The organism is Pseudomonas ogarae, assembly GCF_014268695.2.
GTDB lineage: Bacteria > Pseudomonadota > Gammaproteobacteria > Pseudomonadales > Pseudomonadaceae > Aquipseudomonas > Aquipseudomonas kilonensis.
In genome coordinates this window covers 3,548,521-3,572,807 of sequence record NZ_CP077086.1, presented here as the reverse complement: position 1 = coordinate 3,572,807, position 24,287 = coordinate 3,548,521, and the positions used below count along the sequence as shown (strand labels likewise).

Genomic DNA, 24,287 nt, shown 5'->3' with positions numbered 1-24,287 from the left:
GGCAAAAATTGCGCATCATAGGCGCCGTCCGCTCAAGGGAGATTTACATGCGTGCCATTTCATCCGTCGTGTGTCTTGTCGTGCTGTCGCTGGGCCTGGTGTTCTCCACCAGTGCCGCGGCCACCGAAGAGACGCAACTGGTCGAGTCCATCAACCTTTACCGCAGCCAGTCCCAAAGCTGTGCCGGCCAGGCTTCGCTGGAGTTGCCACCGCTGGCGATGGATTCCCGGCTGATCCTGTCGGCCAATGGCATCGGCGACCTGCAGCAGGCGCTGGCGCGGGCGGCCTATCCAATGGTTAATGTGCAGGCCATCAGCCTGTCCGGGCCGCGCGATGCGCAATCGGCCATGAAAGCCGTCCAGGAAAGCTTCTGCCAGGTAGTACTCGACCCGCAGTTCGTCGACATCGGCGTCAGCCGCCTGGACCGCGAATGGCGCATCGTGCTGGCGCGCCCACTGTTGTCGGCGCGCCTGGGTGATTGGCAAGCCGAGGGCCAGAAACTGCTTAAGCTGATCAACAGTGCCCGCGCCCAGCCGCGTCGCTGCGGCACCGAAGCCTTCACCGCCACCACGCCGCTGGCCTGGAACGCTACCTTGGCCCTGGCCGCTGTGACTCACACCCGGGCCATGGCCAACAACAACTTTTTCGACCACAAGGACCGCGATAACCGCATGCCGGGCGACCGCGCCGAACTGGCCGGCTATCTGGGCCAATTGATCGGCGAGAACATTGCCGCCGGGCAGGACACCGCGCTCAAGGTGGTGGATGGCTGGCTGGCCAGCCCGGGGCACTGCGCCAACCTGATGAACCCGCAGTTTCGCGAATTGGGCGCCGGGTATGCGACCGATCCCAAAAGCGATGCAGGGATCTATTGGACGGCGATGTTTGGCACTCAATAGCGCGTTATCGCGAGCAAGCTCGCTCCCACAAGGGGAGTTGTGGTGGTCATGCAATCAAGTTCCACCACCAGCCTATGTGGGAGCGAGCCTGCTCGCGATGACCATTGCTCCATCAACCTCAGTGTCCGTGGCTGTGCAGTACCTGCCGCAAGTGCTGCATGAACTGGCTCAACGAAGGTGATTGGGCCAGCGGCTTGCGTTGCAACAAGCCGATCGAGCGTTTCGCCGGCTGGTCGATGGCGGTCACAGCACACTGCTCACCGATGTTGAACACCGCCGTGCAGCTGGCCGGCAACAGAGAAAATCCCAACCCTTCGCGCACCAGGGCCGTGGCCGTGCTCATGTGCGCCACTTCCCAGGCCGGCACAGGATCGACGTTCAAATAGCGCAACGCAGCGTCTGCCAGGGGCCGGATGCTGGTGTCAGGAGTGAGGGCAATATAGGGTTGCCGCTTCCAGTCGTCCTGGCCGTCACGCTGCGGGTCCTTGTAGCTCAGCAACACCAGATTGTCGTCCAACAGGCGCACAAAGCTCAGTCCGGACAGATCGTCAGGCAACGAACTGATGCCGGCGTCCACCTCTCCCCGCTGCACCCAGCCCATGATTTCCCCGGCGCGGCCGTCCAGCAAGCTCACCGTCACACCAGGGTTTTCACGCTGGAAAGCAGCAATGGCGATCGGCAGGAACGACGCGGCAGCAGTGGGCAAGGCTGCCAATCGGAGCGTGCCACGGCTCAGGCTCAGGGTGTCGCGAGCATCGCGCACGGCGTCGTTCATGTCCCGCAGCATGCGCCGGGCCTGGGGCAAGAAGTGTTCACCGGCGGGCGTCAGCTCGACGCTGCGGGTGTTACGCGCGAGCAACTGCAACCCCATGCTCTCTTCCAGTTTACGGACGCTATAGCTAAGCGCTGGCTGGGACAGGTGCAACTGTTCGGCCGTGCGGGTAAAGCTCGAAGTCTCGGCAATAAGGATGAAGGCACGAAGCTGACGAAAAGAAACGTTCATGACCAACTCATAAAATTAATGAATCAATTGATTCTATCTTTAAAATTCACAGAATAATCCAGTCTCTCCACTATGGGGCCACCCTTCAGTGCCACCCCTCAGTGGAAAGCGACATGACAAAAACAATTCTCGTCGGCTGCGGTGCCGGTTTTGCCAATGATCGACCCGATGCCGCCCTGCGCCTGGCCCAAGACCTGGCACAACGCAGCGGCCAGCGCTACATCATGCTGGAACTGCTGGCTGAACGGACCCTGGCCGAGGCGCAGCTACGCAAGCGCCTGGACCCGCAAGCGGGATACTCCGCGCGCCTGTTCGATTTCCTTGAGCCCATGCTGGATGTGTGCATCGAGGCCGGCATCCCGATCATTACCAACGGCGGCGCCGCCAATCCCAGGGCGGCCGCGCAACGACTGCGCCAGACGCTGGCGGGCCGCTTCCCTGCACTGAAAATCGCCTGCGTGCTGGGTGATGACCTGTTGGAAGAAACACCGCCCCGTTACGAACGCTGGTTGTCCTCAGGTCCCGAGGAGCACCCGGTTTCAGTGAATGTCTACACCGGGGCCGACGGTATCGCCCAGGCGTTGGCCGAGGGCGCTGGCATCGTGCTGTGTGGCCGGGTCGCGGATCCGTCGTTGGCCGTAGGGGCGATCCGCGATGGGTTGGGTTGGTCGGCCGACGATTGGCAGAAAATGGCCATCGCCACCACAGCCGGCCATCTGCTGGAGTGCTGCACCCAGGTCACCGGCGGCTATTTTGCTCATCCTGGGATGAAAGACGTTCCGGACCCGGCCAATCTCGGCTGCCCCATTGCCGAAATCCATCAGGATGGCCGCCTGATCATTGGCAAGACCCGCCACTGCGGCGGACGGGTCAGCGAACAGACCGTCAAGGAACAACTCCTTTACGAAGTACACGACCCTCGACGCTATCTGACGCCGGATGTCGTGCTGGACCTGGGCCAGGCACGTGTACAGGACTTGGGCGATGACCGTGTTGAAATCAGTGGCCTGCTGGGTCATCCGCGTCCCGACACGCTCAAGGGCTTGGCGGGTGTGCGCGGCCTCTGGTTCGGTGAGGCGGAAATATCCTACGCAGGCCCCGGCGCCGTGGCGCGTGCCGCTCTGGCGCGGGAAATCCTGCTGCAGCGCTTCGACCAGTTGGCACCCGGGGTCCAACCCTGGATCGACCTGTCCGGGATCGCCAGCCTCTTCAACGATCAGGGCGGCCGCTATCTGCAACAACAACTGGCCCAGGCGCCCGCCCTGGAGGATGTGCGCGTGCGGATCGGCCTGACTCACACCGATCGACGGTTGGTGGAGGCCCTGCTGGCAGAGGTCGAGTCGCTCTACACCAACGGGCCGGCGGGTGGCGGTGGCGTCCGCCGGCATCTCACCGAGACCGTTACCACCCGCAGTTTCCTGCTGCCGCGAGATGAAATCCATAAAACCCTGGAGTGGTACTGATGAACCTGGTCACCCTCGCCGACTATGCCCATGCCCGTGCTGGCGACAAAGGCAACATTCTCAGCATCGCCCTGTTCCCCCACGATCCGGCCCACTATCCCTGGCTGCTACGGGAACTGACCTGCGCCCGAGTGGCCGAGCAATTCGCGACGCGACAGCCCTCCAAGGTGCATCGCTATGAACTGCCGAACCTGAATGCGCTGAATTTCGTGCTCGAGGACGCCCTGGAGGGGGGTGTGAACCGCAGTTGCGGTCTTGATCGACACGGCAAGAGCCTGAGTTACCTGCTTCTGGCCTTGCGCCTGCCCGGACCGCAAGGCTGATCGACTCACCGCCCGCGAACCTTCGACAACAATAAAAAAGAGAGGCTGCAACATGATTACAACCCTGGGTTTCCTGATGATGCTCGCCATTATCGGATTGATATTGCTGCGCAGGATCAGTCCGGTGGTGGCGTTCACCACCCTTCCCGTGATCGTTTGCCTGTTGGCCGGCTTCAATCTCGGGCAGATCGGTGAATTCATCAAGACCGGCCTGATCACGGTGGCCCCGACCGCAGCACTGTTCCTGTTTGCCATCCTGTTCTTCGGCATCATGCGTGACCGGGGATTGTTCGATCCCTTGGTCAACCTGCTGATCCGCAGCACAGGCGGCAAACCGCTGGCCGTGGCACTGGTGACGGTATTGGTGACGTCAGTGGTCCATCTCGACGGCGTCGGCGCCGCCACGTTCTTGCTGACCATCCCGGCCCTGCTGCCCTTGTATAAGCGCCTGAACATGAGCCCGGCGATGCTGTTGTGCCTGGTTGGCACCACGGCCGGCGTGATCAATATGGTCCCTTGGGGTGGAACGACTGCACGCGCCGCCGCCGTGTCGGGGCTGGATGCCACCCAACTGTGGCTAGGCTTGCTGCCGGTGCAGATGGTGGGCCTGACGTGCATGCTCGTTGTCGCGACCGTATTGGGCTTGCGCGCCCAGCGTCGCCAACCGATGTCGCTGGGGGCGGCTGCAACGTGTGACATGGACAGCCTGCAACCCCAAGACCGCGAATTCGCCCTCTCTCCCCGGGAGCTGCGCTACTGGCTGAACGTGGCGCTGACCGGTGGGATCCTGGCGTGCCTGTTCACCGGCATCTTTCCTTTGTATGCCTGTTTCATGGTGGGACTGGGCATCGCCCTGCCCTTGAACTTCCCGTCCCTGGACGCCCAGGCCGAACGCCTCAAGGCGCATGCCTCCGATGCGCTGCAAATGGTCCTGGTGATGATGGCCGCTGCCGTCCTGCTGGGCGTGCTCTCCGGCGCGAAGATGTCCGATGGCATGGCCTTGGCACTGATCGATATCATGCCAGCGGGCGCTGCCCAGTATCTGCATGTGATCGTCGGCTTCTTCGGCGTTCCCCTGGGGATGATCTTCTCACCGGACGCCTACTATTTCGCCCTGCTGCCGGTGATCAAGGACGTGGCCGCTGCCGCGGGTGTCCCCCTCGAGGCCGTGGCCCGGGCCATGCTGATCGGCGAGAACACCGGATTCTCCATCAGCCCGGTGGTGCCCAGCGTGTACCTGGCGCTGGCGTTGTCCGGCGTAGAGCTGCGCAAGCACATCGCCTATACGTTCTTCTGGGCCTGGGGCGTCAGCCTGGTGATGCTCGCCTTCGCCGTGATGACTGGAGCGGTACAGGTGTGACGGATGCGTTTGATGAGGCCCAGGCACTGCTGCTCAAGCGTTTGGGGGCGATTGTCCTTTGGGATCGGTGTGTATATCCGTTGTTGCGGTCACGGCCACTTAGGGTTCCGCCCTGACGGCGGGTCACTTTCGAAAAGCCCGGAAGCCGGCCCAGTCGAAAGTAACCAAAGCGCTTTTGCCCCACCACTTGGTGCCTCGCTTAGGCTCGGCATGCCCTCACTCCGGCATTGCTCCGTGGGCCCGCCGCGAAGGGCCATCCATGGCCCAGCGCGGCTAACCCGGCATCCATGCCGGGTTGCCCACTGCGCAATACCTGCGTTCGGCACAGCGTGGTTAACGGGGCGCCGAGATCAACGTCCACCGCGAGGCGGCCTAACAGCCGACCTGGTTCTGGGTGATCGCGTTTCTCCTGTGGGAACTTCTCCTGTGGGAGCGAGCTTGCTCGCGATTGCAATTCATCATTCAATTCAAATACTGACTGACACACCGCTATCGCGAGCAAGCTCGCACACAATAGGATCGGGGGTACGGCCGGAGAGATAGGCCAGCTGTTAGGCCCCTCGCGAGCAAGCTTTGCTCCCACAGATCAGAGGGGTGTACGACCGGGAGAACCAGGCCGGCTGTTAGGCCGCCTCGCTTTTGATCTTGATCTGGGGCACACCGAGCCTAGGCGAGGTGCCAAGTGGTGGGGCAAGAGCGTTTTGCTTACTTTTGACTGGGCCGGCTCCCGGGCTTTTCAAAAGTGAGCCGCCGTCAGGGCGGAACCCTAAGCCGCCGTTACCGCAGCAAAGGATATGTACCCAACACCAACACCAACACCAAAGAAAACGGCGCCTTCCCCTCCCTCGGAAAAAGCGCCGTATCCTTAAGTGAACAGCATTACGCTCAATACGCAGCGTTCTTGTACCTCACCAGACAGCGTCCGGCTTACAGCGCCATGTCAGCCGCTGGATTCGCTTGCGGGGCTGCGCCCGGCTTGGCCGGTGCCACGTTAGCGGCTGGCTTGCCGATTGCCGGTGGCGGGTCCAGTTGCAGAACCTCGCTGGTATACGCCCATTCCTGGGCAACACGCTCAGGGCTTTCGTTGAGCTTGGTGCCGTAGCTCGGCACGATCTGGCGCAGTTTTTCCTGCCAGGCCGGGCTGGCAACCTTGTCCTTGAAGACTTTCTCAAGCACGGTCAGCATGATCGGTGCAGCGGTCGAAGCGCCTGGCGAGGCACCCAGCAGGCCGGCGATGCTGCCGTCCTGGGACGCGACCACTTCGGTGCCGAGTTTCAGCACGCCGCCCTTCTCTTCGTCACGCTTGATGATCTGCACGCGCTGGCCAGCCTGCCACAGGCGCCAGTCTTCCTGCTTGGCCTCCGGGAAGTACTCTTTCAGGGCGTTGAAGCGATCTTCATCCGACAGCATCAGTTGACCGGCAAGGTACTCGACCAGTGGGTACTGTTCGATACCAACCTTGGTCATCGGCCACACGTTGTGCGTGGTGGTGCTGGTCAGCAGGTCGAAGTACGAACCGTTCTTCAGGAACTTGGTGGAGAAGGTTGCGAACGGGCCAAACAGGATCACGCGCTTGCCGTCGAGCACACGGGTGTCCAGGTGCGGAACCGACATCGGCGGTGCGCCCACCGAAGCCTTGCCGTAGGCCTTGGCCAGGTGCAGTTGGGCGACGGTCGGGTTTTCGGTGACCAGGAACGAACCACCCACCGGGAAACCTGCGTACTCACGCGCTTCCGGGATGTCGGACTTCTGCAGCAGGTGCAAGGCACCGCCGCCGGCGCCGATGAACACGAACTTGGCGTCGGTCTCGGTTTCGGTACCGTCTTTGAGGTTCTTGTACGAAACGCGCCAGGTGCCGTCTTCGTTGCGGGTGATCTCTTCCACTTCGCTGGACAGCTTGAGGGAGAAGTTCGGCTTGGTTTGCAGGTAAGCCGCGAACTGACGTGTGATTTCGCCGAAGTTCACGTCGGTGCCCAGTGGACTCCAGGTGGCCGCGACTTTCTGGCTCGGGTCTCGCCCTTGCATCATCAGCGGAACCCACTTGCTGATCTGCTCGCGATCTTCGGAATACTGCATGCCGGCGAACAACGGGCTGGCCTGGAGGGCTTCGTAGCGCTTCTTCAGGAACGCGATGTTGTCATCACCCCAAACGAAGCTCATGTGCGGCGTGGAGTTGATGAACGAACGCGGGTTCTTCAGCACACCGTTCTTGACCTGCCAGGACCAGAATTGACGGGAGATCTGGAAAGCTTCGTTGATTTCAACGGCCTTGACGATCTCGACCTTGCCGTTCTTGTCTTCCGGCGTGTAGTTCAGCTCGGCCAGCGCAGAGTGACCAGTACCGGCATTGTTCCAGCCGTTGGAGCTCTCTTCGGCAACACCGTCCAGGCGCTCGACCATTTCCATGGTCCAGCCCGGCTCCAGCTCATTGAGCCAGACGCCGAGTGTCGAACTCATGATGCCCCCACCAATGAGCAAGACATCCACTTTTTTTGGCTCGGCGGCGTGCGTGGTCGCAAGACCCATCGCCATCGCCAGGCCCAGTAGCGCCGTGTGTGTTTTCTTCAACATGTGTGTATCCCTAGGATGAACGCCATTCCGTCCACCTGTCCTGATCAAGGATAGACCACGGCCATGGCCGGCAACGCCAGCAGGGCGGCTATCGAGAAGGACCGGAGGATGGACCTACAGGGCCGAGCAATACGTCGGCCTCTCGTTTATGTCTCTCCGGCGCTGACTTCTTGTAGGTCTTGGCTTCAGCTGGGGCGAGGGATGCTGCAAACGGTGTTCATCGGGCCTGGCGTGGCCGTGCCCGATTGTCGCAGCGGGGGGAGTTTACATAAGGAAATAAACAGATCGAAGCGTCTTTTTACATTCCGGGCAAAAACGCCGACCAAATGACGGCATTTTAATGGCCCTGATCGGTGCCGTCCGTGGGGTCAGGGCCTGTCCGGTCAGAGATACTTGAGGATCGCGATATCACGACGACGTTGCTTGAGTCCGGCAAACCAACGTGTCGGGAAAAACAGCACGACCCCCAGCAGCACACTCCACAACCACACCATGGGCAAATCATCGAAGCCGAAATAGGCACCCTGGTTGGTGCCCCAGATGGCAACTGCAATCAGGTACAGGGCCTTGAGCACGTAAAGGTGCAACAGGTAGAAGAACATCGGTGCACCACCATAGATCGCCAATAGCGCAATGGTCCCCCGTTCCTGGGCTTTCTCGAACAGCGCCAGCAACATCAAGCCTATTCCCAAGGTCGGCATCAGGAACATCAGCGACGGCGGATACTTCGTCGCGCTCATGAAGCTCATGAGGGTGCGCAGCACGTCGCCGCTCTCGATCCAGGGTTTGTCGCCGTACACGTTCAAGTACCGGATGAACGCGAAGGCCAGCAACAGGCCCAAGCCCATCTTGAACAACCGGTGCAAGCGCACGGCGGGCTCGACGTCCTTGCAAAACCACGGCCCGATGGCCCAGCCCAGCAGGATCACGCCGATCCACGGCAGCACCGGATACGTGGTGCGGGCGCGGGTGAACTCGGTGATATCGATAAACGCCCGTTGATGAAGAATCGACCATGGCACGAAAAATGGAGAATCAGGCCCCAGCACCACACCGTCCAGCAGGTTGTGCCCGGCGACGATGGCCACCCCGAGGACGATCAGCCAACTGCGCTTGAGGTGCAGCAACGCGGCCAGCACGATCATGCAGATGCCGATGCACCAGATCACTTGCAGCCACAGGGTCTTGGGCGGGAACTCGGCGGTCCAGGCAAAACACACGAAGGTGAGTTCCAGGAAGACCAGGAACAAGCCACGCTTGAGCAGGAACACCGAGGTCTGGCCGGCGCCGTGCTTCTGGCTATAGAGCCAGGCCGACAAACCGGTGAGAAAGATGAAAACCGGGGCACAGAGCGTGCTGAGCAGACGGGTGAAATACAGGTCCGGGGCCACGCTCAGCGCATCGATGGGGTCGGTGACCTGACGGTGCAACAGGAACGTCTCGCGCACGTGATCCACCAGCATCAGCAGCATGACGAAACCCCGCAGGGCATCGATGGCGAGCATGCGCACATGGGTTCTGGCGGTGCTGGTGGCAAGTGCAGGCGCGATGATACCGGACGGGGTCGTCATGCTTGGGAAGAGACTCATGGCATTACTCGGAGGGTAAGGGCGTTGATTCCGCACATGGACAGGAATGAGAATTCCTGCCAAACAAAAGCGGATAACATAACAGAAATCGCTGTCGCGAGCAGGCTCGCTCCCACAGGTTTGGTGTGTTCATACCTCGGAGTCGCTACCCGAGCATCTGACTCAACACCGCCCGCAACTTGCCAGGCTTGACCGGCTTGTTGAGCAGCGGCGCATCCAGCTTGCGCAAGGCGCGGCGGCATTGGTCGCTGCGGTCGGCGGTGATGATCACGGCCGGGATCGCCTGGTGGAAATGCTCGCGCAGGTGCTTGACCACTTCACACCCCACAACCCCATGATCCAAGTGGAAATCCGCCAGGATCAACTCCGGCGCTCGCCCTTGCAGCACATCAAGGGCGCCCGCTTCGTCGGTGGCGGTCAAGACTTCGCAGCCCCACTGCCCCAACAGCGCGGCCATGCTTTGCAGGATGCTCAGTTCGTTGTCGATCACCAATAGACGGCGCCCCGGCAGCGGGTTGCCGGCGACCGCCTGTACCGGGACCTGGGACACGGGCAGTGGTTTTTCGGCGGACAGCGGCACCTCGATACTGAACACCGAGCCCCGCCCTGGCCGAGAACGCACCTGGACCCGGTAACCGAGGATGTGGGCGATGCGTTCGACAATCGCCAACCCCAGACCCACGCCTTTGCGATCCGCCGCCCGGCCAACGTCGAGCTGATTGAACTCGAGGAAAATCGACTCCAGGCAATCGGCCGCGATGCCCCGCCCTGTGTCCCAGACCTCAATGCTCAACTGCCCTCCCCGGCGCCGGGCCGCCAGCAGAATTGCGCCCTGAGCGGTGTAGCGGCAGGCATTGCTCAGCAGGTTGCGCAGGATACGGCTGATCAATCGCAGGTCGGTCAGCACCGCTTCGTCGCCAAAGCGCACCCGCAGATCCAACCCCGCGGCGCCGGCCACCGATTGAAACTCGGAAACCAGCGGCCCCAACAACTCATCCAGCCGATACGGCGCCAGGTCGGGCTTGACGGCGGCCTGGTCCAGCCGGGAAATGTCCAGCAGGTCGGTGAGCAGGTCTTCGGCCCCTTCGAGCGCCTGATGAGTGCGTTCGACCAACACATGTTCGGCGGCAGGCAATTGGCGTTCACGCAAGGTGGCGATCAGCAGGCGTGCCGCGTTGAGTGGCTGCAACAGGTCATGGCTGGCGGCGGCCAGGTATTTGTCCTTGCTGCGGTTGGCGGCCTGGGCGACGTCCCGGGCGTCGCGCAATTGCTGTTCGACCAGCTCGCGCTGGGCAATCTGCTGCTGCAGGTTGTGGTTGGCTTCCAACAGCGCATCGGTGCGCTCGGCCACCCGCTGCTCCAGTTGGTCATTGAGCTGTTGCAGGTGTTGCCGGGCCTGTTCCAGCTCATCGAGGCGCGCCGCCAGTTCCGGGTAGTGACTCTTGCGCGTTGAGTGATTGCCCAGCCCCAGCAGCCCGGCCAGGGCTTTTTGCTGCTCGTCAGAGGGCTTCGCCATAGACGACCTCGACATCCCGCTGGCTAGACTCCCGAGGGTTGGTGAGGATGCACGGGTCGTGCATCGCATGTTGCGACAGGAACGGAATGTCCGAGGTGCTCACGCCGTGCAGGCCCAGGGTCTCGTGGAAACCGATGGTGCGCTTGAGGGCAATCAGGTGCTCCACCAGCCGGGTGCGGATCTGCCGGTGGTTGAGCCCCCGGCAGTCGATGCCCAGCGTCTCGGCAATCACCTTGAAACGCTCCGGTGCCGAGTTGTAGTTGAACGCCACCACATGCTCCACCAGTACCGCGTTGCACAAACCATGGGGCAAATCGAGGAAACCGCCCAGGCTGTGGGACATCGCGTGCACGGCCCCAAGGATTGCGTTGGAGAACGCCAGCCCGGCCTGCATGCTGCCCAGCATGATTTTTTCCCGCAGGGCGATGTCCGCCGGGTTGGCGATCATCTGCACCAGGTTGCCGTTGATCAGGCGCATCGCTTCCAGCGCATGGGGGTCGGTCAACGGGCCGTGACCGGTGGACACGAACGCCTCGATGGCATGCACCAGGGCGTCGATGCCGGTACAGGCGGACAGGAACGGGTCCATGCTCAGGGTGGTTTCCGGGTCGATCAACGATACGTCCGGCACCGCCGCCTTGCTGACAATGGAGAATTTCATCCGCTCTTGCTGGTTGGAGATGATCACGAATTGCGACACATCAGCCGACGTCCCCGCCGTGGTGGGAATCAGGATCAGCGGCGGGCTGGGCACGTGCAGGGTGTCGACGCCTTCGAACTCGAGGATGTTGCGACCGTGGGCAACGACAATGCCGATGCCTTTGCCGCAATCCATGGGGCTGCCACCGCCCACCGCGACGATGACATCGCAATGGTTTTCCCGGTAAAGGTCGGCACCGAGCATCACTTCCTCGACCCGCGGGTTGGGCGAGACTGCGCTGTAGACGCAGTAATCGATGCCTTGGGCCTGGAGACTGGCTTCGACGTCAGCCACCCAACCGGCGGCAATGACCCCGGGATCGGTGACGATCAGCACCTTGCGTGCACCGAAGGTCTTGGCGTAATTGCCGACATTGTGCCGACAACCGGCACCGAACATGATTTCAGGAGAAACGAACTTGCGCAGCGGGCTGAGGCTCATCTTTTCAGGTACGTGGCTCATCGGTAAGCCTGTTGTTATTGTTTTGGGATACCTTGAGCCTAAAGCATCCCACCGTGATTGCAATCAGACCATTGGGTAGCCCGGCCTGAACGCGTCAGGCCGGGCCGGCACTCATCGGTTGGCGAAGTACATCGTCACTTCAAAGCCAATACGCAGGTCGGTGTACGCGGGTTTAGTCCACATGGGTCTTTCCTCTTCTTGTACCGGGCGATTCCGGCAAGGTCATTAATGCACGCCACGCCTGGGGCTCGAATGCTACTTTCGAAGCGGTGGGTGGGGTGCGTTGGTAGCAATTCAGGAGAGCGACAAACCCCATTGTGAGAGCAAGGCTTACTGTGGGAGCAAAGCTTGCTCGCGATGAGTCGCCTCGGCCTGACCGGAGACCGAGTCGCCTGTATCGCGGGCAAGCCTTGCTCCCACAGCAAGCTCGCTCCCACAAGGTGTCGTGCTGTGTTATTGGGTTAGAAGAACCCCAACGGATTGATGTCGTAGCTCACCAGCAGGTTCTTGGTCTGCTGGTAGTGGTCGAGCATCATCTTGTGCGTCTCACGACCCACGCCAGATTTCTTGTAGCCACCAAACGCGGCGTGCGCCGGGTACAGGTGGTAGCAGTTGGTCCACACACGACCGGCCTTGATCGCACGGCCCATGCGGTAGGCGCGGTTGATGTCGCGGGTCCAGAGACCGGCGCCGAGGCCGAACTCGGTGTCGTTGGCGATCGCCAGGGCTTCGGCTTCGTCCTTGAAGGTGGTCACGCCCACTACCGGGCCGAAGATTTCTTCCTGGAACACGCGCATTTTGTTGTGGCCCTTGAGCAGGGTCGGCTGGATGTAATAGCCGCTCGACAAATCCCCCTCAAGTCGCTCGGCAGCACCGCCAGTGAGCAACTCGGCACCCTCTTGCTGGGCAATTTCAAGGTACGAGAGGATCTTGTCGAATTGCTGCTCGGATGCCTGGGCGCCGACCATGGTTTCGGTGTCCAGCGGGTTGCCACGCTTGATCTTGGCGATTTTTTTCATCACCTCGGCCATGAACGGCACGTAGATCGACTCTTGCACCAGGGCGCGAGATGGGCAGGTGCAGACTTCGCCCTGGTTGAAGAACGCCAGTACCAGGCCTTCGGCGGCTTTCTCGATGAAGGCCGGCTCGGCCTGCATGATGTCTTCAAAGAAGATGTTCGGCGACTTGCCGCCCAGTTCCACGGTGGACGGGATGATGTTCTCGGCGGCGCATTTCATGATGTGCGAGCCCACCGGGGTGGAGCCGGTGAAGGCGATCTTGGCGATGCGCTTGCTGGTAGCCAGGGCTTCACCGGCTTCGCGACCGAAACCATGGACGATATTCAGCACGCCGGGCGGCAGCAGGTCGGCGACCAGCTCGATGAAGACCATGATCGACAGCGGCGTCTGTTCAGCCGGCTTGAGCACGATGCAGTTACCAGCAGCCAGGGCCGGGGCGAGTTTCCAGGCAGCCATCAGCAGCGGGAAGTTCCACGGGATGATCTGCCCGACCACACCCAGCGGCTCGTGGAAATGATAGGCCGTGGTCAGTTCGTTGATCTCGGCCGCTCCACCCTCTTGGGCGCGGATGCAGCCGGCGAAATAACGGAAATGGTCGGCCGCCAGCGGCACGTCGGCATTGAGGGTTTCGCGCACGGCCTTGCCGTTGTCCCAGGTTTCGCTGACAGCGAGGATTTCCAGATTCTGCTCGATACGGTCGGCGATTTTCAGCAGCACCAGGGAACGGTCCTGCACCGAGGTCTTGCCCCAGGCATCAGCTGCGGCGTGTGCGGCATCCAGTGCCTTGTCGATGTCGGCGGCGCTGGAGCGCGGGAATTCGGCAATGACTTCGCCATTGACCGGGGAGCTGTTCGTGAAGTACTCGCCGTTGACCGGCGCGACGAATTCGCCGCCGATGAAGTTGCCATAACGCGGCTTGAAGGTAACGACGGCGCCTGGGGTTCCGGGTTGTGCGTAGATCATGATGGGGCCTCTGCCTGGTCGATGCCTGTCACGGGACAGGCGATAGGCCGATGGTAGAGAGCCCCGGCTGCCGGACGAATGCGTCGTTGGCAGGGGGACTCTCGTTATTTGGTCGTAGATTTCAAGCATTGGGACGAGGCTATTTGGCGAAACGTCTGTGGGAGCAAGGCTTGCCCGCGATGAAGGCGATGCGGTCTCCCAGGAAACCGAGGCGACTGCATCGCGAGCAAGCTTTGCTCCCACAGAGCAGTCACCACAAGGGCAACGCTCGGCTCATTATTTACTAGCGCTTGACCACCAAGTCCTTCGGCAACTTGAAGGTCCAGAGCATGCCGCCCTGGTTGAAGTCCTTCACGCGCTTGGCCACCTCACCGCCCCACAGCGGCACCGCGCCGCCCCAGCCGGAGACCACGGAGACGTATTGCTCGCCGTCCATTTCCCAGGTGATGGGCGAGCCGAGCACGCCGGAGCCGGTCTGGAATTCCCAGACCTTTTCCCCGGTCTTGGCGTTGAACGCCTGTAGGAACCCTTCAGGCGTGCCGGTGAACACCAGGTTGCCCTTGGTGGTCAGGACCCCACCCCACAGCGGCGCGTAGTTCTTGTGGCGCCAGACTTCCTTGCCAGTCTTGGGATCGATGGCCCGCAGCACGCCGATGTACTCCTCGTTCAGCGGCTTGATGGTGAAACCGGCGCCGAGGAACGCCGCGCCTTTCTTGTAGGCGATGCCTTCGTTCCAGATGTCCATGCCCCATTCGTTGGACGGCACGTAGAACAGGCCAGTGTCCTGGTTGTAGGCCATCGGCATCCAGTTTTTTGCACCGAGGAACGCCGGTGCAACGAACACCGAACTGCCCTTGGCTTCGCTGCCCGGCGCACCCGGACGGCTGGCCTCGTTGTAGATCGGCCGCCCATCCTTGTCCAGGCCAGTGGCCCAGGTGATCTTGTCGACAAACGGGAAGCCACGGATGAACTTGCCGTTGGTGCGGTCAAGCACGTAGAAGAAGCCGTTACGGTCAGCAGTCGCTGCCGCCTTGATGTCCTTGCCGCCTTCCTTGTAGTTGAACGAGATCAGTTCATTGACGCCGTCATAGTCCCAGCCGTCGTGAGGCGTGCTCTGGAAGTGCCACTTGATGGTGCCGTCGTCCGGGTTCAGGGCCAGGCGCGACGACGAATAGAGGTTGTCGCCAGGACGCAGGTGGGAGTTCCATGGAGCCGGGTTGCCGGTGCCGAACAGCAGCAGGTTCGTTTCCGGGTCGTAGTAGCCGCCCAGCCAAGGTGCGGCGCCGCCGGTTTTCCAGAGGTCGCCCGGCCAGGTCTTGCCGGCTTCGCCGCCGGAGATGCCGTTCTCGACCGCCTTGCCGTCCTTGTAGACGTAGCCCATGTGGCCTTCCACGGTCGGCCGGGTCCACAGCAATGCGCCATTTTTCGGATCGAACGCGCTGATCTGGCCAACCACGCCGAACTCGCCCCCGGCCACGCCAGTGATGAGTTTGCCATTCACGATCATGGGCGCGGCGCTGATGGAATAACCTTCCTTGTGGTCGGCCACCTTCTTGCTCCACACCACCTTGCCGGTGTCCTTGTTCAAGGCCACCAGCTTGGCATCGAGGGTGCCGAAGAACACCAGGTCGCCATACAAGGCCACGCCGCGATTGATCACGTCGCAGCAAGGGCGGATGTCATCGGGCAGGCGCGCATCGTATTGCCACAGCTTCTTGCCGGTGCGCGCATCCACCGCGAACACCCGCGAATAGGAACCGGTGAGGTACATCACCCCGTCCTTGATCATCGGTTGGGCCTGCTGGCCGCGCTGCTTTTCGCCACCGAAGGAGAACGCCCAGACCGGGCGCAGATCCTTGACGTTATTGACATTGAGGGTATCGAGCGGGCTGTAGCGCTGGCCCTGGACGCCCAGGCCGTTGGTCACGATCTGCTGCGGGTTTTTCGGGTCCTGGAGAATTTCCTGATCGGTCACGGCTGCAAGGGCCGAACCGGACAGCAGCATGGCACTGAGCAGCAGGCTCACGGCGAAGGGTTGGCGACGTGCGGGATGACTCATGACGGCTACCTCTGCGGTTATTGTTATACCCGGGAATTTTTCCCGGTCTGCCACAGATTCTTGGGCTCGGGGCCGTAGCCAACAATTACCCGCTGTGTTGAGTTTTCTAGTTCCTTGGTACATGTGAAGGGTGGACAGTGCCTGTATCCACACTCCCCGCGGCATGTACCAACCCTTGTGGCGAGGGGATTTATCCCCGCTGGGCTGCGCAGCAGCCCCCTGAGTCAGTTCGGTCACACCAATAGCCAGCAAAGATAGAGGGCCGCTTCGCGCCCCAGCGGGGATAAATCCCCTCGCCACAGGGGTGTTCGTTCAGTCAGGGTCGTGGGTGTCCACCCGCGTCATCCCTGCCCGCTCATAGCGCGGATAGAGATGGCTGACGCTGCGAATCAACTCATACCGACTCAGGCTGATCCCGGCAAAGCGCTCGGGAATGGGGCTGCGGATCATCTCGGCCATGTCGTCACCCCGCGCCGCGCCGTCGCGCATCAGTTGGTCGAGCCAGCCCAGGTAGTCGCGCATCTGCGCGAAGGGCCGGGCGTCGGTCGCGACCGGGCCATGGCCGGGCACGATTTGCTTCCAGGGCAAGGCCTGCAGGGTGTCCAGGTCCCTGAGCCAGACCTCCAGACCGGGGCTGTTGGGGGTGGTCAGGGCCCGCTCGTAAAACACCAGGTCGCCGGCAAACAGCACGCCAGTGGTTTCGTCGAGGATCGCCAGGTCGGCCCCGGTGTGCCCGGCCAGTGGCAGCAAGCGCAACGAATGGTCACCGACGGTCAGGGTCCCGGCAGCCAGCTCCCGGGTCGGTAACACCACCTCGGTGCCGCGCATCCAGTCGCCCACCAGCCGGTACATGTTTTCCGCCAGCGCATCCCCCTGTTGCCGCAGCAGGTCGGTGGTGCCCGCCAAGGCGCCAATGGGCACATCGCTGAAGGCTTGGTTGCCCAGTACATGGTCGGGGTGGTGATGGGTCAGCAGGACTTGGATGACCGGTTTATCGGTGGTCGCGGCAATCGCCTCGCGCAGCGCCTCGCCGTAGCGCTTCGACGGCCCGGTGTCGATCACCACCACGCCGGCATCGGTGACGATGAACGCGGTGTTGACGATGTTGCCGCCGTTGGCCTTGGCAAAATTCTCGGTGCTGCCTTCCAGCAGCCAGGTGCCTTCGGCAATCTGCCGGGGCTTGAGTGCGTAGTCCGTACCGGCCCACGTCGGCCAGCACAGGCTCAGGAACATCAGCAACAACCAGCGCATGGCGCGCTCCTTGTGGTCAGGGAATCGCCGCCTCGAACGTATTGCCGCTGTTATCGCGCAGCAACAGGCGAGTCTGGCCGGGGCCTGGGATGTCGAAACCCAGGTTGGGGTTTTCGCTGACCGCCGGGAACAGTTCCAGGCGCGCCAACACCTGGCCGTCGGCGTCCAGCAGTTGCGCCTGGTTGAGGAAAAACTCCGGAGTGCCGCTCACCAGGCCGTTATCCATCGGATGGGCCACCTGCAGGCGCAGGCGGCTCGACTCGCCTCGTGGATAGCGGGCGCCCAGCACCTCGCCCAAGTGTTCCTCCCAACCCGGTTGGGTGCGCACCACGCTGGGCGCGGTGCAGCCGCCACCGGCAGCGTCGATCAGCGTCGAGCCGACGTGCCACAGGCCATCGCGGGTCTGCACGGCGGCGCGCAACGGCGTGGCTTGTTCGATACGAATGCGGATCGACAGCCAGGGCAGCACCCGCTCCCCCGGTTGGAAGTCGACGATTTTCGGCAATGGGTTCAGTTCGGCCCAGGCCAACACCCGCACGACGTCGCCAGTGAAGGCCCGGGCATCGATTTCCAGTGGCACCTGGCGTGCGTCTTCGGCAAAAGGTGGGGCCAGCAACCGCACCCGGTCATCGAACACGAACGGCGCGTCCCCCAGTAATTGCTTGTGATAGAAGGCCCACATCACCGACGGCACTGGGTCCTTCCCTGGCTCGACCGCCGCCCACGCGGTCATTGGCAGACCACACCACAGCAGGCACCACACGACCCATTTCATCCCGGCGCTCCTATTGATACATCTCCGGCACTTCATAACGCAGGCCGTAATGGGCATAGACGGTCTTGACGCTGCCGTCGCGGATCAAGCCTTCCAGCGCCTCTTCCACCGCATAGGCCAGCTGACGGTTGCTTTCATGCACCGCCATGCCGATTTCCCAACGTTGCTTGCCCATATTCGGGTAGGCGTTTTCCGCCAGCGCCAGTTGCGGATCGGCCGCCTCGTGCACTTGCCAATCGACCTCACCGCGCATGGCCATGACGGCGTCCACCTCCCCGGCCTGCATGGCCTTGAAGGCCTGGCTGACACCGGGGTAATGGTGGGTCTTGGCCCGGAGCATGCCGTTGAACACCGACGTCAGGTAGAACGACGGCACGCTGTCGACTTCAACGCCAATGGGGTGCTGCTGGAACACCGCGACACTGCCCACCGAATCCAACCGGCTCCGGTCGTACGCCACCTGCCAGCACTCCTGCTGATAAGGTCCGAACATCACCACCTGGGCGTTTGCCAGTTCGCCGATGTCGTTGCGCTTTTGCGCATAGTCGTGGTCGTAAGGCACGCGCATCATCAGGTCGGCCAATTGCCGCTCGTGCAACGGGCTGCTGCGCCAGATGTAATCGCGCAGGTCGTCATCGAGTTTTTCGCCCGGCGGTGCCCACATCAATTGCAGGCGCACGCCGAGCGCTTTGGCCAGGGCCTGGGCCAGCTCCACGTCCACGCCCCTGGGTTGGCCGTGGTCCTCGAAACTGTAGGGCGCGAAGTCCTTGTAGACCGCGACCTTCAACTCCCCGGCGGCGATCATCTGGTCGTAGCTGCGCACCTGCGCCTGCGCCGCCTGGCCCCACAGGAGCAGGCTGCACATTACCCACGCGAACAGGCGCATGACGATCACTCCTCGACGTGCACGCTGTCGAGATAGGTGCGCACCGCCCACAAGGCTTCCTGGCTCAGGTAGTCGGCCATTTTCGGCATGTAGACCCGGCCGTCGCGTACCGCGCCGTGACGTACGCGTTCGACAAACCACTCATCGCCGACTTCGGCGGCGTCGAGCATGCGCAGGTCCGGAGCGATCCCGCCCGACTTGGCTTCCAGGCCATGGCAGGCCGCGCAGTTCTGGTTGTAGGCCGAGGCACCGATTTCCACGGCTTTTTCACGCTCGGGGGAGTTGCGATACGGGTTCTGGGCAGCCCACCCATCAGCGTCCAACGGCAAGTTGGCGTCCTTGATCGGGGTCAGTCCCTTGGTTTCCACTGCCTGGGGCACTACGTTGCCATGGGCCCATGCGGAGCCTGCGCCGGTCAGCCCCATCAGCAGTGCGGTAGCGATGATGGCGTTGCGTTTTGTTGTCATTGTTATGCCCTCTGGATTGCACGCAAGACCTCTTTGCGGAGGCCGTGCCGTCATCTTAGGAACCCTGCGGCACCAGCCGAATGCTGCTTTGGTGGCCGGGGTCTAGTTCCTTGGTAGCAGGCCATCCGACGCAGGTCGTAAAGACAGGCGGTTCGGGAAGTCTTCCCGGCAAGGGCGGGACTTTTTCCGTATCGGCCAGGCCTTGGCGCAACACACCCTAGTCAGGCCAAAACCTTTCACTGGGAACTGCCACCATGAGAATAAAAACGCTACCCGCCCTCTCCTCCCTGACCGTTGCCTTGCTGCTCGCTGGCAGTCTGTCGCTGAGCCCCTTGGCCCGCGCCGCAGCACCAGGAGTCAGTTGGGAAGACATCGCCAACGACCACCTGACCACCCAGGACGTGCTGCAATACGGCATGGGCACCAACGCCCAGCGCTGGAGCCCGCTGGCCCAGGTCAACGACAAGAACGTGTTCAAGCTGACCCCGGCCTGGTCCTACTCATTCGGCGACGAGAAGCAGCGCGGCCAGGAGTCCCAGGCCATCGTCAGCGACGGCGTGGTGTACGTCACCGGCTCGTACTCGCGGGTGTTCGCCCTCGACGCCAGGACCGGCAAGCGCCTGTGGACCTACAACCACCGGCTGCCGGACAACATTCGCCCGTGCTGCGACGTGGTCAACCGCGGCGCGGCCATCTATGGCGACAAGATCTACTTCGGTACCCTGGACGCGCGAGTGGTCGCCCTGGATAAAAACACCGGCAAGGTGGTGTGGAACAAGAAATTCGGTGACCACGCCGGCGGCTACACCATGACTGGCGCCCCGGTGCTGATCAAGGACAAGACCAGTGGCAAGGTCCTGTTGATCCATGGCAGTTCCGGCGACGAGTTCGGTGTGGTCGGGCAACTGTTCGCCCGCGACCCGGACACCGGCGAAGAAGTCTGGATGCGCCCGTTTGTCGAAGGCCACATGGGCCGCCTCAACGGCAAGGACAGCACGCCGACCGGCGACGTCAAGGCGCCCTCCTGGCCTGACGACAAGACCACTGAAACCGGCAAGGTCGAAGCCTGGAGTCACGGCGGCGGCGCACCTTGGCAGAGCGCCAGTTTCGATCCCGAGACCAACACCATCATCGTCGGCGCAGGCAACCCTGGCCCGTGGAACACCTGGGCACGCACGTCCAAGGACGGCAACCCTCACGATTACGACAGTCTCTACACCTCCGGCCAGGTCGGAGTCGACCCAAGCACTGGCGAAGTGAAATGGTTCTACCAACACACGCCCAACGACGCCTGGGACTTCTCCGGCAACAACGAACTGGTGCTGTTCGACTACAAGGACAAGGACGGCAAGGTGGTCAAGGCCACCGCCCACGCCGACCGCAACGGTTTCTTCTATGTCGTGGACCGCAACAACGGCAAGCTGCAGAACGCCTTCCCGTTCGTCGACAACATCACCTGGGCCAGCCACATCGACCTCAAGACCGGTCGTCCGGTGGAGAACCCCGGCCAGCGTCCGGCCAAACCATTGCCCGGTGAAACCAAGGGCAAACCGGTGGAAGTCTCGCCACCCTTCCTCGGCGGCAAGAACTGGAACCCCATGGCCTACAGCCAGGACACCGGCCTGTTCTACGTCCCCGGCAACCAGTGGAAAGAGGAATACTGGACCGAGGAAGTGAACTACAAGAAAGGCTCGGCCTACCTGGGCATGGGCTTTCGCATCAAGCGCATGTACGACGATCACGTCGGCAGCCTGCGGGCGATGAACCCCACCACCGGCAAGGTGGTCTGGGAGCACAAGGAACCGCTGCCACTGTGGGCCGGTGTGCTGGCGACCAAGGGCAACCTGGTGTTCACCGGCACCGGCGACGGTTTCTTCAAGGCGTTCGATGCGAAAACCGGCAAGGAGCTGTGGAAATTCCAGACCGGCAGCGGCATCGTCTCCCCGCCCATCACCTGGGAGCAGGATGGCGAGCAATTCATCGGCGTGACCGTCGGCTACGGCGGCGCCGTACCGTTATGGGGTGGCGACATGGCCGAACTGACCAAGCCGGTGGCCCAGGGTGGGTCGTTCTGGGTGTTCAAGATTCCGAGTTGGGATAAGGCGACGGCGCAGAAATAACCTGAGCCCGACTGGGTCCTGACCCACACCACAACCCCCTGTGGGAGCGAGCTTGCTCGCGATAGCGCAGTGTCAGTCAACATGAATGCCGGCTGAACCACCGCCATCGCGAGCAAGCTCGCTCCCACACTTGCCTGAGTTCATGTCATGAAATTCTTGCCATTGCTGCTTCTGTTCATCGGCGCCTTTGCCCATGCCGATGACCCCGACACCCCACTGACAATCAACGGCTGCCTCATCGCCGAATCCAGCCAATGCCCCGGCGCCAACCTGCGGGGCGCAAAACTGGCGAACCAGGACTTGCGCAAGATGAACCTCAGCGGCGCCGATCTGCGCGATGCCGACCTGCGGCACGCGCGGCTGGACCTGGCCAACCTTGAGAAGGCCCAGCTACAGGGCGCCAACCTGACCCGTGCCAGCCTGCAACAAAGCAACCTGCGCCTGGCGGACTTCAGCGGCGCCACGCTCAAGGCAATCCAGGGTTGGGGCCTGTTCGCCCAGGGCGCGCAATTCCAGCGCGCCGACCTGACGGCGGCCTACCTGCAATTCGCCCGTTTGTCCGGCGCCCATCTGCACGAGGCGAACCTGCAGGCGGCGGACCTGGAAATGGCCTGGCTGAGCAAGGCCGACCTCAAGGGCGCCGACCTGCGCGACGCCAACCTGCAGGAAGCCAAGCTCGGCGAAAGCAACCTGGAACAGGCCAATCTGAGCGGTTCTCGCCAGCATTACGGGAATTTCCAGGATGCGAACATGCAGGGCTGTACCGGGTGCCCGATGTCCTGGGATCAGTGAAGGCCCTGGATCACACAAACCCTTGTGGCGAGGGGATTTATCCCCGCTGGGCTGCGAAGCGGCCCTAAAACCAGACAACTCGGTATGCGAAATAGATCTAGGGGGCCGCTTCGCGCCCCAGCGGGGATAAATCCCCTCGCCACAGTGGATCGTCATCGCCTGGGAATGAGAATTTTCACCCCGCCACCCGCACCACCCCCATATCGATCCCCAGGTGCACCAGCTCAGCATGGGAGCTGACCTGCAACTTGCTCTTGAGCAGCGTCAGGTGGTTGGACACGGTCTTGGCGCTGATGCACAGCTGTTCGGCAATGGTCCGGGCGGGGGTGCCCTTGGCGAGCATGACGAAGATCTCCAACTCCCGTTGGGTCATGCATTGCAGGCGCGGGTCGACATCCTGGCGCGAGCTGGCGCAGGCCAGTTGCGTAGCCAGGGATTGCTCGATGTAGACATGCCCGGCCAACACTCGCCGCACCGCCTCCACAAGCACCTGGGGTGCCGAATTCTTGGTCAGGTAGCCCGCAGCGCCGGCGTCCAATGCCTGGCGCACCAAGGGCAATTCATCATGCATGCTGAAGAACAACACCCGCAGTTGTGGCAGGCGCTGGCGTAGCCGGCGGGTGGTTTCCAAGCCACTGATACCGGGCAGGCCGAAGTCCATGATCACCAGATGCGGCACCTGCTCCTGCACCTGGCTCAACGCCTCCTCACCGGTGGCAGCTTCGCGGACCTGCAGGTCCGGCATCAACACCCGCAAAAGGCTGGCATAACCCTGCCGAACCACCGCATGGTCGTCCACCAACAAAATGTTCATCACGCCTCCAGGGCAATATTCAAGGCCAGCGCCCAACCGGCGCCAGGCTGGCTGATGATGCGCAGCTCACCGCCCAGGCTGCGCGCCCGCTCGGACATCGAGTGCAAGCCAACACCGGCGCGCGATGGTTGTGTCGCTCCGCAACCGTTGTCGCGCACCAGCAACCGCAGGCGCCCGGCGCGGCGTTGCAGACGAATCCGCACCTGCGTGGCGCCGGCATGCCGGGCAACGTTGGTCAACGCTTCCTGCAGCAAGCGATACAAATGGGTCTTGTCCGGGCCGGACAAGGGCGGCAGTGCTTTGTCGATCCACACCTGACAGGTGATGCCCTGGCTGGCCTGCCATTGCCCGGCCAACAGCCTGATGGCCTCGCATAACGGCAGGTGCTGCAACACCACTGGGTACAAGTCATGCACCAGTGCCCGGAAACCCAATTGCAAATGCTCGCAATGCTCTTCGAGCTGGCTGACGGTCTGCTCCAGCGCCGGCGGTTGATCCATCACCAACCGCAGCAGGCAGGCGCGGGCACGAATGCCGGCCACGTATTGGCCCAGGTCGTCGTGCAGGGTCTGGGCCAGCCGGGTGCGCTCCTGTTCCTGCACGGCCAGCAAGGCCTGGGTAAGCCGGGCGTTATCGGCCTGGGCCTCGGCCAGGGCGGCGGTCATGCGATTGAAATGCCCCGCCAGATGCTGCGCCTCCGGGACACCTTCAGTGCCCAGGCGCACCTGCAGGTTCCCGGCTGACACCTGACGCAATGCATCCAGCAACTCATCGAGCAAACGCATGCCCCGGCGTACCCCCCAGCGAATCACCAACAGGCTGAGCGACAGCGCCAAGGCGCAGACGTACAACAGTTGCACCAAGGAATCGAGAATCTCATCGATTTCATCGCGAGGGTCGACGGCAATCCAGGCCCGCCGACCGTCCGGCAAATCCACCACCTGAGCCGCAGGGCCGTCATCCAGTAACCGGCGGCCGAGCCAGGCCTTCATCCCGTCTTCATCCGCCGGGAACAGTTCCCCAGGGGCCAGCCAACGGACCCGCACATGACGCAGGCTGCCGGTCAATCGCGGCTGAAGGCTGGCCGGATCGCGCTCGGCAGTTTCACGCAGGTAATGCACCACCGACTCGGCCGATTGCAGCTCGCGTCTCACATCGGCCGTGGCCTGGTGCAACAACAGGACTGCACAGGCCAGGGTGACCAGGGCGAAAAAGGCACAAATCCAGAGGTTGATGCGCCACAGGGCTGACATGG

Annotated in this window: 20 protein-coding genes; 6 read left to right on the top strand and 14 right to left on the bottom strand. The window is 62.4% G+C overall.

What is annotated here, in order from left to right; genetic code table 11:
• Positions 1 to 47: 47 nt before the first annotated feature.
• The gene (locus HU749_RS15475; protein WP_095962723.1) at positions 48 to 899 is read left to right on the top strand and encodes a CAP domain-containing protein; all 852 of its coding nucleotides are present in this window, start codon (positions 48 to 50) and stop codon (positions 897 to 899) included.
• Positions 900 to 1,017: 118 nt separating this feature from the next.
• Here HU749_RS15475 and HU749_RS15470 read toward each other — a convergent pair whose 3' ends face one another.
• Positions 1,018 to 1,902, bottom strand: a complete 885-nt coding sequence (locus HU749_RS15470; RefSeq protein ID WP_186650115.1) for a LysR family transcriptional regulator — start codon at positions 1,900 to 1,902, stop codon at positions 1,018 to 1,020.
• Between the two features lie 113 nt (positions 1,903 to 2,015).
• Between HU749_RS15470 and HU749_RS15465 the strand changes: the two genes are divergently transcribed.
• Genes HU749_RS15465 through HU749_RS15455 form a run of 3 tightly spaced genes read left to right on the top strand, consistent with a single transcriptional unit; the run spans position 2,016 to position 5,048 of the window.
• Positions 2,016 to 3,365: an acyclic terpene utilization AtuA family protein gene (locus HU749_RS15465; protein ID WP_186650112.1), complete on the top strand. Its 1,350-nt coding sequence runs from the start codon at positions 2,016 to 2,018 to the stop codon at positions 3,363 to 3,365.
• Entirely contained in the window at positions 3,365 to 3,688 is a 324-nt protein-coding gene (locus HU749_RS15460) for an AtuA-related protein (RefSeq protein ID WP_003201468.1), read from the top strand. The genes HU749_RS15465 and HU749_RS15460 overlap by 1 nt, the downstream gene beginning before the upstream one ends.
• A 52-nt stretch (positions 3,689 to 3,740) precedes the next feature.
• Positions 3,741 to 5,048 (top strand): CitMHS family transporter, encoded by a 1,308-nt coding sequence (locus tag HU749_RS15455; protein WP_018607712.1) that lies wholly within the window; start codon positions 3,741 to 3,743, stop codon positions 5,046 to 5,048.
• 927 nt (positions 5,049 to 5,975) lie between these two features.
• On the opposite strand, the gene mqo is transcribed toward HU749_RS15455, so the two are convergent.
• The 11 genes from mqo to pedF form a co-directional block, all read right to left on the bottom strand.
• Positions 5,976 to 7,619, bottom strand: coding sequence for a malate dehydrogenase (quinone) (gene mqo / locus HU749_RS15450; protein WP_014338418.1), 1,644 nt, complete (start codon positions 7,617 to 7,619; stop codon positions 5,976 to 5,978).
• 383 nt (positions 7,620 to 8,002) lie between these two features.
• Entirely contained in the window at positions 8,003 to 9,208 is a 1,206-nt protein-coding gene (locus tag HU749_RS15445) for an acetyltransferase domain-containing protein (RefSeq protein ID WP_225919097.1), read from the bottom strand.
• A 145-nt stretch (positions 9,209 to 9,353) separates the two neighbouring features.
• On the bottom strand, positions 9,354 to 10,724 hold the full coding sequence (locus HU749_RS15440; RefSeq protein ID WP_186651026.1) for a hybrid sensor histidine kinase/response regulator: 1,371 nt from the start codon (positions 10,722 to 10,724) through the stop codon (positions 9,354 to 9,356).
• Entirely contained in the window at positions 10,708 to 11,865 is a 1,158-nt protein-coding gene (gene ercA, locus HU749_RS15435) for an alcohol dehydrogenase-like regulatory protein ErcA (protein ID WP_095963606.1), read from the bottom strand. Before ercA ends, HU749_RS15440 begins: the two co-directional genes overlap by 17 nt.
• A gap of 132 nt (positions 11,866 to 11,997) precedes the next feature.
• The gene (pqqA, locus tag HU749_RS15430; protein ID WP_003243383.1) at positions 11,998 to 12,069 is read right to left on the bottom strand and encodes a pyrroloquinoline quinone precursor peptide PqqA; all 72 of its coding nucleotides are present in this window, start codon (positions 12,067 to 12,069) and stop codon (positions 11,998 to 12,000) included.
• A gap of 278 nt (positions 12,070 to 12,347) precedes the next feature.
• Positions 12,348 to 13,868 (bottom strand): acetaldehyde dehydrogenase ExaC, encoded by a 1,521-nt coding sequence (gene exaC, locus HU749_RS15425; protein WP_014338422.1) that lies wholly within the window; start codon positions 13,866 to 13,868, stop codon positions 12,348 to 12,350.
• 283 nt (positions 13,869 to 14,151) lie between these two features.
• Positions 14,152 to 15,927, bottom strand: a complete 1,776-nt coding sequence (locus HU749_RS15420; RefSeq protein ID WP_046062357.1) for a PQQ-dependent methanol/ethanol family dehydrogenase — start codon at positions 15,925 to 15,927, stop codon at positions 14,152 to 14,154.
• Positions 15,928 to 16,239: 312 nt separating this feature from the next.
• The gene (locus tag HU749_RS15415; protein ID WP_186651028.1) at positions 16,240 to 17,178 is read right to left on the bottom strand and encodes a quinoprotein relay system zinc metallohydrolase 1; all 939 of its coding nucleotides are present in this window, start codon (positions 17,176 to 17,178) and stop codon (positions 16,240 to 16,242) included.
• Positions 17,179 to 17,194: 16 nt separating this feature from the next.
• Positions 17,195 to 17,953 carry a quinoprotein dehydrogenase-associated SoxYZ-like carrier gene (locus HU749_RS15410; RefSeq protein WP_186651030.1) on the bottom strand — a complete coding sequence of 253 codons (759 nt, stop codon included), beginning with the start codon at positions 17,951 to 17,953 and terminating at the stop codon, positions 17,195 to 17,197.
• Positions 17,954 to 17,963: 10 nt separating this feature from the next.
• Positions 17,964 to 18,839: a substrate-binding periplasmic protein gene (locus tag HU749_RS15405; RefSeq protein WP_046062354.1), complete on the bottom strand. Its 876-nt coding sequence runs from the start codon at positions 18,837 to 18,839 to the stop codon at positions 17,964 to 17,966.
• 5 nt (positions 18,840 to 18,844) lie between these two features.
• Positions 18,845 to 19,306, bottom strand: coding sequence for a cytochrome c-550 PedF (pedF, locus tag HU749_RS15400; protein WP_018604055.1), 462 nt, complete (start codon positions 19,304 to 19,306; stop codon positions 18,845 to 18,847).
• A 254-nt stretch (positions 19,307 to 19,560) separates the two neighbouring features.
• On the opposite strand from pedF, the gene exaA reads away from it, so the two are divergent.
• The gene (gene exaA, locus HU749_RS15395) at positions 19,561 to 21,426 is read left to right on the top strand and encodes a quinoprotein ethanol dehydrogenase (RefSeq protein ID WP_014338428.1); all 1,866 of its coding nucleotides are present in this window, start codon (positions 19,561 to 19,563) and stop codon (positions 21,424 to 21,426) included.
• A gap of 147 nt (positions 21,427 to 21,573) precedes the next feature.
• The gene (locus tag HU749_RS15390; RefSeq protein ID WP_186651032.1) at positions 21,574 to 22,218 is read left to right on the top strand and encodes a pentapeptide repeat-containing protein; all 645 of its coding nucleotides are present in this window, start codon (positions 21,574 to 21,576) and stop codon (positions 22,216 to 22,218) included.
• 175 nt (positions 22,219 to 22,393) lie between these two features.
• On the opposite strand, the gene HU749_RS15385 is transcribed toward HU749_RS15390, so the two are convergent.
• The gene (locus tag HU749_RS15385; RefSeq protein WP_186651034.1) at positions 22,394 to 23,032 is read right to left on the bottom strand and encodes a response regulator; all 639 of its coding nucleotides are present in this window, start codon (positions 23,030 to 23,032) and stop codon (positions 22,394 to 22,396) included.
• Positions 23,032 to 24,285 carry a HAMP domain-containing sensor histidine kinase gene (locus tag HU749_RS15380; protein WP_046062351.1) on the bottom strand — a complete coding sequence of 418 codons (1,254 nt, stop codon included), beginning with the start codon at positions 24,283 to 24,285 and terminating at the stop codon, positions 23,032 to 23,034. The genes HU749_RS15385 and HU749_RS15380 overlap by 1 nt, the downstream gene beginning before the upstream one ends.
• Positions 24,286 to 24,287 lie beyond the last annotated feature (2 nt).